The sequence below is a fragment of the Thioclava sp. SK-1 genome (assembly GCF_001705665.1).
In the GTDB taxonomy this organism is placed as follows: domain Bacteria; phylum Pseudomonadota; class Alphaproteobacteria; order Rhodobacterales; family Rhodobacteraceae; genus Thioclava.
This window is the reverse complement of sequence record NZ_MDHA01000058.1, coordinates 84732-92734: the sequence shown is the minus strand read 5'-3', so window position 1 is coordinate 92734 and position 8003 is coordinate 84732. Positions and strand designations below refer to the sequence as shown.

General features: G+C 53.4%; 10 protein-coding genes. 1 reads left to right on the top strand and 9 read right to left on the bottom strand.

All coding sequences use genetic code 11. From position 1 onward, the window contains the following. The coding region (locus tag BFP70_RS14360; protein ID WP_176715577.1) for an ATP-binding protein at nucleotides 1–433 on the top strand (433 nt) is incomplete at its 5' end. 74 nt (nucleotides 434–507) lie between these two features. Here the strand turns inward: BFP70_RS14360 and BFP70_RS14355 are convergent. The 9 genes from BFP70_RS14355 to BFP70_RS14315 form a co-directional block, all read right to left on the bottom strand. After that, complete coding sequence (locus tag BFP70_RS14355; RefSeq protein WP_066012334.1) at nucleotides 508–897, bottom strand: hypothetical protein; 390 nt, start codon at nucleotides 895–897, stop codon at nucleotides 508–510. Beyond that, nucleotides 897–1283 (bottom strand): response regulator, encoded by a 387-nt coding sequence (locus BFP70_RS14350; RefSeq protein ID WP_083217529.1) that lies wholly within the window; start codon nucleotides 1281–1283, stop codon nucleotides 897–899. Before BFP70_RS14350 ends, BFP70_RS14355 begins: the two co-directional genes overlap by 1 nt. Further along, the gene (locus BFP70_RS14345) at nucleotides 1274–2152 is read right to left on the bottom strand and encodes a protein-glutamate O-methyltransferase CheR (RefSeq protein ID WP_066012332.1); all 879 of its coding nucleotides are present in this window, start codon (nucleotides 2150–2152) and stop codon (nucleotides 1274–1276) included. The genes BFP70_RS14350 and BFP70_RS14345 overlap by 10 nt, the downstream gene beginning before the upstream one ends. Continuing rightward, a complete protein-coding gene (locus BFP70_RS14340; RefSeq protein WP_066012331.1) occupies nucleotides 2149–2619 on the bottom strand; it encodes a chemotaxis protein CheW in 471 nt (156 codons plus the stop codon). Before BFP70_RS14340 ends, BFP70_RS14345 begins: the two co-directional genes overlap by 4 nt. A 5-nt stretch (nucleotides 2620–2624) precedes the next feature. Continuing rightward, a complete protein-coding gene (locus tag BFP70_RS14335) occupies nucleotides 2625–4820 on the bottom strand; it encodes a chemotaxis protein CheA (RefSeq protein ID WP_083217528.1) in 2196 nt (731 codons plus the stop codon). An 11-nt stretch (nucleotides 4821–4831) separates the two neighbouring features. Next, nucleotides 4832–5197, bottom strand: coding sequence for a response regulator (locus BFP70_RS14330; RefSeq protein WP_066012330.1), 366 nt, complete (start codon nucleotides 5195–5197; stop codon nucleotides 4832–4834). Continuing rightward, nucleotides 5194–5469, bottom strand: a complete 276-nt coding sequence (locus BFP70_RS14325) for an STAS domain-containing protein (RefSeq protein ID WP_066012329.1) — start codon at nucleotides 5467–5469, stop codon at nucleotides 5194–5196. Before BFP70_RS14325 ends, BFP70_RS14330 begins: the two co-directional genes overlap by 4 nt. 139 nt (nucleotides 5470–5608) lie before the next feature. After that, entirely contained in the window at nucleotides 5609–6583 is a 975-nt protein-coding gene (locus tag BFP70_RS14320; protein ID WP_066012328.1) for an ROK family protein, read from the bottom strand. A gap of 155 nt (nucleotides 6584–6738) precedes the next feature. Beyond that, nucleotides 6739–7794 (bottom strand): substrate-binding domain-containing protein, encoded by a 1056-nt coding sequence (locus BFP70_RS14315; protein WP_083217526.1) that lies wholly within the window; start codon nucleotides 7792–7794, stop codon nucleotides 6739–6741. Nucleotides 7795–8003: the final 209 nt, after the last annotated feature.

The window sequence follows — 8003 nt, the reverse complement described above, 5'->3', positions numbered from 1 at the left end:
AGCAATCGGCGTCCAAGCCATCGAACATCACCGGCGTAAGGTGCACTTCTTCTCAACTGTGGAATTGGTCAACGCGCTGGAGCAGGAAAAGGCGCTCGGTAAGGCAGGGAAACTGGCTGAGATGCTGACGAAGGTCGACTTGGTCATCTTGGACGAACTCGGCTACCTGCCGTTCAGCTCATCTGGCGGGGCGCTGCTCTTCCATCTGCTCAGCAAGCTCTACGAGCGCACCAGCGTCATCATCACCACAAACCTCAGCTTCTCAGAATGGGCGCAGGTATTCGGAGACGCAAAGATGACCACGGCTCTCTTGGATCGGCTTACCCACCGCTGCCACATCCTCGAAACTGGCAACGACAGCTACCGCTTCAAGGCCAACTCCGAGTCTGCAAAGAAAACACGAAAGGGGACCAAAACGTTGACCCCGTCATAGACCGCGGCACATAACTGAGGGTGGGTCAAATCTCGGTGAAAATACCGGGTCAGTTCTCAGTGACAATCAACAGCCTAAAACCACTGGATGTCGCCATCGGCTTCTTCATGCGTGTGCACGATTTTTGGCTGATTTGGGTCTAGATTGGTAATCAACTCATGCAGGCGTAGTCTGGATAGGATTGGAACGGCATGGAGGTTTACGCCCTCGGGCATCTCGCCGGAGATAGCGGACATCAACCGGCCGAGATCTTCAAGAGATTGCGTGATCCGATCAACACCCTGTAGACCTCTGATAGCGGTTGCGCTGGTTTCTTCGGAAAAATGACACATCGAGATGGCTTTTTGCACGTCTGCGGACAGACGTGCCAGTGTTTCGAGCTCTTCTCCCACCCGTGCAGCAAGCAAGTCGAGTGGAAGATCTCGATGTTTCACCTCGACAGTTTGCTGAGACGTGTTTTGCATTACAGCCGCCCAACCACTGCTTCGATACATGAGCGAAGGTCGGGCGGTGTGAAGGGTTTTTTGATGAAGTTGTTCATCCCAAGCTTTTTACCCGTCTCAATGATCGTTTTATCTGCGCGACCTGTTATCAGGATAAACCCGCTGCGCGCTGTTTTCGGATTCTTGCGAAGTGCTTGCAGAAGCTGTAGCCCATCCATTCCGGGCATGTTGTAATCCGAGATCACCAAGTGAACGGGTGTTTTTTCTAATATGGCAAGTGCGCCAGCGCCATCTGTTGCATAGCCAACTTGACGAATTCCCATCGCGTCCAGCGCCTGTAGGATCAGACCGCGGCTCGTTGACATATCGTCCACGACCATAACTTTTAACTGGTCTCTTAATGCCACTTTGGGACTCCTTCTTTTGGACCCGCATTCGGCAGGTAATATGTTGTAATTCCTGCGGGTTTTAGCTGACTTCCGGTGTCCAGGGGGACACGCTCTGAGTGACCGACCATTAGCCATCCCCCCGATCCCATCATCGCTTCAAAACGTTTCCAAAGCTTTGCTTGTGCATCTGGATCGAAATAAATCATCATATTTCGGCAGAATATTATGTCGAATGGGCCTTTCATCGGCCAATGACCGTGTATATTGAGCTCTCGAAAACTTGCGCGGCTCCTTAGGCGCTCACAAACTTGGAACTTATCGCCCGAGGGTTGAAAGTATTTCTTTTGAAGGGCTTCAGGTACCACTGCTACGATGTTCTCATCGTAAATTGCGTTCGCACCACGGCTGATCATTACCGGGTCAATATCGGTTGCAAGAAGACGAATGTCCAACTTGTCAAAATCAGGCGCTGTTTCGGCGATGGTCATTAGAATGGTGTAGGCTTCCTGGCCGTTTGAACAACCCGCAGACCAAATACGAATTTTTTCACCGTTTCGGGCACGCGTTAGAATTTCGGGCAGTGCCTTTTCGACTAGAATATCGAAATGATGCTTCTCGCGGAAGAAATGTGTCACATTTGTTGTCAGCGCAGAGATCATCTCACGGCGTTCTGCTGATCCATCTTCGGAGCGCACCAGATCAAGATAACTTTTGTAATTCGATAAGCCCAAAAGCCGAAGGCGTTTTTGTAATCGAGATTGCACCATGGAGCTTTTTCCGGGCGCTATAACGATGCCGGCATGGTCATATAGGATATCTGCGATTAGACGCAGCTCGTTATCTGTGGGGGGGGTTTGCGCGAATGATGCGCTTGAGGGAGTGCTCATGCTGCCTCGGCGGAATCGTCGGGAAGGACGGATGCCAAATCAAGAACACGGATCATACGCCCATCAACAATTGTTAATGCGCTGATGAAACCATGTGCAGAATCCGCCGCCAAATCAGGTGGAGCCTGCAATTCTTCACGCGGAATAGACAAGATGTCGGATACAGCATCGACCAATAGGCCCGCAGTTTGACGGCCCAGTTGTACCACGATGATCACGTTGCGTGCATCGCCTTCGACCGGCGACATGCCAAGGCGAACAGAAAGGTCAACGACGGGCAAAACCGTCCCGCGAAGGTTGATAACACCGCGCACATGGGGTGGCGCATGGGGCAATGGGGTAGCCCGGGTCCAGCCGCGGATTTCACGGACGGACATAATATCGACCGAATATTCTTCCTCCGCCAAGCGGAATGATAGAAGCTCGATTTCAGAGCTATTCTGTGTGGGAGCAATATCATCAGTCATGAGTGTTATCCTGCAAGAGCGAAATCAGCGGTGCGGGTATGCCCGGTCGCGTTTTGAACAAGGTCGGCGGGGTCAAGAATTAGGGCAATTTGGCCGTCGCCTAGGATCGTTGCAGCTGCAACACCAGGGATGTGCCCATAGGAACGCTGGAGCCCTTTGATGACGACCTGCCGCTGTTCCATAATCGCGTCCACGATCAAGGCACTGCGGGTTCCATTTTCCTGTGCCGTCAAAAGGGCGATGCAGCCTTCATAATCCGATTTGGTGCCCCTGTAGCCCAATTCTGCGCCAAGATCATACAGTGGAACAAATTCTCCACGGACGTGGATCACATTTGTATTTGGCCCAAGCGCGCGAATGTCTCCTTGGGTCAATGTCGTGGTTTCGAGAATGGAAGACAGCGGCACAACCATCGTTTCGCCAGCAACATTGACCACCATCCCATCAAGAACAGCAAGCGTGAGCGGCAATGAAATTGAAAAGATCGTGCCTTTGCCCGGCTCTGACTGGATCGTGATGCGACCGCCTAAGGATTGAATGGAGCTGCGCACAACATCCATCCCAACACCGCGCCCGGACAAGGCCGAGACCTGATCTGCGGTCGAAAATCCCGGTAAGAACAGAAGATTGTCGATCTCTCCGTCGGAGAGGGATGCGTCTGCAGGTACAAGACCTTTTTCAATGGCCTTTTGTAGCACCTTCGGCCGGTTGATGCCTGCGCCATCATCTTCAATCTCGATGACGACACGGCCTGATCGGTGCTGAGCAGACAGGGTGATCACGCCTTCTTCCGGCTTGCCTGCCGCAAGACGTTTGTCGGGTGTTTCCAATCCATGATCAACAGAGTTTCGGATCATATGTGTCAATGGATCTGCCAACCGCTCAATGACGGTCTTATCGACCTCGGTCGTCTCTCCCTCGACCTTTAGTTTCACTTCTTTGCCGACGGCAGCGGAGGCCTCGCGCACAATCCGGCCCATACGCTGGAACAGCGGTTTGACAGGCTGTGCACGGATCATCATCACGGAATCTTGGATATCGCGGGTCAGCATCATGAAGGCTTCAAGGCCAGTCATAACGGCAGAGTTGGGCGGCAATCCGGCTTCCGACACGCTTTGTGCCAGCATAGCCTGATTGATTACCAGCTCCCCCACAAGGTTCACAAGACGGTCAATACGCTCCAAGTCGACACGAACGGTCGCGCCAGCCTCTGCTGATGGGCTGCTTTGGCGCCCTCCACCCGATGCAGATGGTGCTACCGGCGGGCTTGGAGGAGGAGTTGGTGCTGCCACAGGCTCATCGCGTGCTGCGGGCTCATTGACACTAACTGGCTCAATTGCGGCTGTAACTTCGGCCTCATCTGAAAGAGTAGGTTCCGAAATTAACTCAGCAAGGACCTCAAAAGGGCCGGAATCATCTTCAGTAGATGTAATTTCTAATTCGCAGACGTCTTCAACAAAATCAAATACTTCTCGAATGTCAGATTCATCAACATCGCCGCGTAGTGTAATCGACCAAGTGATGTAGCTTGCTTCAGGATCAAGCTGCTCCAGCGGTGGAAGCGCATTAAAATGCGTTTCGATCTTGGATTCTTCTGTCAATGCACGTAGCGCGCGGATCAGGTGAAGCGGTTCATTACCTGAGGCATAAAGCTCTGGTTTGGGCGTGAATGATACCACCAAAACGGAATCTTGGATCGTATCGTCGAGGGACGGAAGCCCGCCATCGTCATCTCCAAAGTCCAGATCAAGCGCCAAACCCATGGGTTGAAAATCATCGGAGGAGACTTCCTCCTCTGCGGCAGCAGCGCTGTGATCTATGCCCATCAAAGCCTCAAGCTCTTGTAGGCAACTCTCTGAATCTGCCGGAACCGGAGTTTGATCACGGGCCGAACGAACATGGTCCGACAAAAGATCAGCCGCATGGAAGAACAGCTTAATCGCTTCGGGCGATACAGCCATTTTACCAGACCGCACCTCGTCCATGACGGTTTCATAGCGATGCGCGAACGCGACAAGCGCATCTAGGCCAAATGCCCCTGCGCCACCTTTAATGGAATGCACAGCGCGGAAGACGACGTTGATCGTCTCACTGTCGCTTGCACCATCATCCATGTCATTAAGCGCGTCTTGCAGGCTCTCAAGCAATTCTTCACATTCGATGAAGAAACTTGCTCGGATTTCCGCCATTGGGTCGGACATGTTCTCCTCCTTTAACCAGCGACCATTTGCAAAGCCTTGATAAGCTTCGGTGGGTCGAATGGTTTTACGATCCAACCGGAGGCTCCGGCGGCACGGGCGCGGGCCTTAAGCTCGGGGGCAGATTCCGTGGTCAACACCAAGATGGGCGTTGCACGATGCTTGTCTTGGCTGCGGACCGCTTCAATAAAGCCGAAGCCGTCAAGACGCGGCATATTGATATCTGAAATGATTGCATCTGGGCTGATGCCTTCCAGCACCTCCAGCCCATGCACGCCATCTTCAGCGACATGAAGCTCTATCCCGGCATCCATCAATGCCAATTTCAGCATATCTCGGATTGTTCGGCTATCATCAACAGCAAGGACTGTAAGGCTCATGCGGCCTCCGTGGATTGTAGATCGTCAAGGTCCAAGCCGAATACCAATAGGGATTCGTCAAAGGCTTCAGATCGGGGAGAAATGGTTAAACTATGCCCGGACGCCCGCCACGATTGCGCGGCGGCGGCCAAAGTTTGCAAGCACAGCGCACCGACCTGCGTCACCTCACTTGCGTCAATGACAAGATCGGCGCCCGCGTGTGATTTCAGTGTCGCAGCGAGGGTGGTGACCTTCGATAGGTCCACTTTTGGATCGAGCGGCAGTGACGTCATCGCTTGTCTCCAAGCGACATTATGAATTCGAGGTGCAACGGTATCCCCTTTCATACGAATATGAAAAAGGCTTACCGCTTACCTGTTAACATAGGTTTGACGCGCAAAAAGATGCGGGATTTATTTGTGCCGTTTTTTCTTAACGCCGCGCCAAAGTGGCGCTGATATGGGCGGCACACCCGGTCAGCGCAGCATAATCATCCTCGATCACAAAGATCGGGAATTGCGCCATGAAAGTGCCAAATCTTCCTTTATCTGCAAAGCTTTGGGAAAATCCAAAAGGCTCCAGCCATGGTGTGATCGCCCGTGCGGCGCCGCCGATCAGGTAAATCCCGCCGAAGGGAAGATGGGTCAATGCCAGATCACCGATCGCGGCCCCCAAAAGGCGAACAAAAATCTGTGCACTGCGCTGCGCCTGCGCATCGCCGGCTTGTAAAAGTGCCAAAACTTCTTCGCCATTTTGCTGCACATCGTTTTGCCCGGTGACGAAAGCATGGATTCGTTCCAGCCCTCGGCCCGCGCAGGCATGTTCGACCGATGCAAAATCATGTTTTTGTTCAAGATATCGCTTCAGCGCAAAATCTTCATCGGTGCGTACTGGCAGTGCTACGTGACCACATTCAGAGGCCGCAACATAACGCCCGCCCGGCGTTTCATGCACTGGCGCGGCGTTAAACCCGGTTCCGACCCCAACCACCAGCGCGGCGATACCCTGCGGCACATCGGCGCCTTTCAATACCGGGCGCAGGCTATCCGGAGCCAATTTGCCCAAAGCATGGCCCTGTGCCTGTAAGTCGTTTAAAATCGAAACGGTTGTGGCACCCGTAGCCTGCGCGACCGCTGCTGCCTGGATCTCCCAATCCAGGTTAGTCATTTTCGCTGATGTTCCGCCCCCTGATACAGGCCCAGCCACCGCAACACATGCGCCTGCCACCCGCGTCAACTGACTCGTCTCAAGATATTCGCGCAAAATATCTTCCAGCGAGGCGCGCCCGGCATTGGGATATTTCGCGACCGTCTCCGGTAGCAGCGCACCACCTTTAGCCAGGGCCACACGCGTGTTCGTCCCGCCAATATCGGAAAGTAGGGTCAGGTGTTGGTCGGTGTTGGCCATAGTATCCTCCGGGCGGTCAGCGCATATACCACGATGTTAGCGCCTCAACTGCGAAGTGATAAGACGGGTTAGGGGGGGCTGCAAGCGTTCCGGCTGTTTTGTGCGGTACATGGCGGGCGAAATTAGGCACCAAACCGGCGTTGAAGGTATGTGATCTACGTCTGTGCCTTTGGCAACTGTATCGGCGCTTTACCGATAGACGGCCCAGAAATTCTATCTGCGTGCAGCAAAACATGTTGGTTTTCAAAGGGCGTATTCTCAATCAGGTCGATCAGCAGCGCGGCACATTTTCGTCCTGCCAGACGGGCCGGATATTTCATGGCCATAAACATCGGCACGCAATTGCCATTGGGCATATGCCGACTATCCTCATCAAAGCTATAGACCGATATGTCCTGCCCAAGCCGATACCCACGATCCATAATCCCGCGTCGGACGCCCATTGCTGCCGCCAGGGATCCAGTGACAAACGCTGTCGGTGGTTGCCCCCAACTGAGCATTTCATAGGCTGCGTCATAACCCTGCGCCTCTGACATATCTCCGCCGATGGCCTGAAAATGAGGATGCACAGGCAGTCCGGCGACCGTATGGGCAGCAAGATATCCGTCACGGCGCTGCAATACGGATGCCAAATCGCTTTGACCATCAACCAAAGCGATTTCACGATGACCCAAATCAATCAACTTCGCAGTCGCCTCCTGACTTGTCTGCGCGTGGTCAATATCGACCCAATTATATGCCTGCTGCGACAGTTCAACGCGACCATTCACCACAAACGGCAGCCGCGCATCACGCAGCATCGCAATCCGTGGATCCAGACGGTGCGGCGCATGAACGATCACCCCATCAACGCTGCGATTGGCGTGGATCGCTTGATAGGTGGCCGCATCATGTTTGGTAATAAACGAAATCACGGCGTCATAGCCGCGATCCGCATATATCTTCCCTGCACCCGCCATGAATTCGGCAAAGGTCGGTGGTAATGAGGTCGCGTCAGACGTTACAATCACATGACCAATCGCCATTGCGCGTCCTGTTGCCAGACGTTTGGCTTGTGAATTGGGACGATAACCGTGTTCGCGTGCTGCGTGGATTACGCGACGACGCGTGTCCTCGGACACTTCTGGATAGCCGTTTAAAGCCCGCGATATCGTCGTCTGTGACAGGCCAAGTCGCTTTGACAGATCTTTCAATGTCATCATTCGCTCCATCAGACGCCGCCCAAAGCGCTTTGAGGGCCGGTTGAAACATCTTTGAAATGTCAGGTCCTACCATTGGGTTAATCAACACCAAAAATAACACGCAAAAGTTGCAATGCTGGACGCAGTTCGATCTAGCCGATGACCAAGATGTAAGCGACAGCATGGTTTGGCCACTGCGCGTTTAGCAGAAAACCGTTTAACGGCTTGTGGTTGGTGCC

Bases quoted from the DNA above. Each gene is read 5' to 3' on its own strand.
- BFP70_RS14355 (WP_066012334.1), bottom strand. From the start codon at position 897: ATGCAAAACACGTCTCAGCAAACTGTCGAGGTGAAACATCGAGATCTT.
- BFP70_RS14345 (WP_066012332.1), bottom strand. From the start codon at position 2,152: ATGAGCACTCCCTCAAGCGCATCATTCGCGCAAACCCCCCCCACAGAT.
- BFP70_RS14340 (WP_066012331.1), bottom strand. From the start codon at position 2,619: ATGACTGATGATATTGCTCCCACACAGAATAGCTCTGAAATCGAGCTT.
- BFP70_RS14335 (WP_083217528.1), bottom strand. From the start codon at position 4,820: ATGTCCGACCCAATGGCGGAAATCCGAGCAAGTTTCTTCATCGAATGT.
- BFP70_RS14330 (WP_066012330.1), bottom strand. From the start codon at position 5,197: ATGAGCCTTACAGTCCTTGCTGTTGATGATAGCCGAACAATCCGAGAT.
- BFP70_RS14325 (WP_066012329.1), bottom strand. From the start codon at position 5,469: ATGACGTCACTGCCGCTCGATCCAAAAGTGGACCTATCGAAGGTCACC.
- BFP70_RS14320 (WP_066012328.1), bottom strand. From the start codon at position 6,583: ATGGCCAACACCGACCAACACCTGACCCTACTTTCCGATATTGGCGGG.
- BFP70_RS14315 (WP_083217526.1), bottom strand. From the start codon at position 7,794: ATGGAGCGAATGATGACATTGAAAGATCTGTCAAAGCGACTTGGCCTG.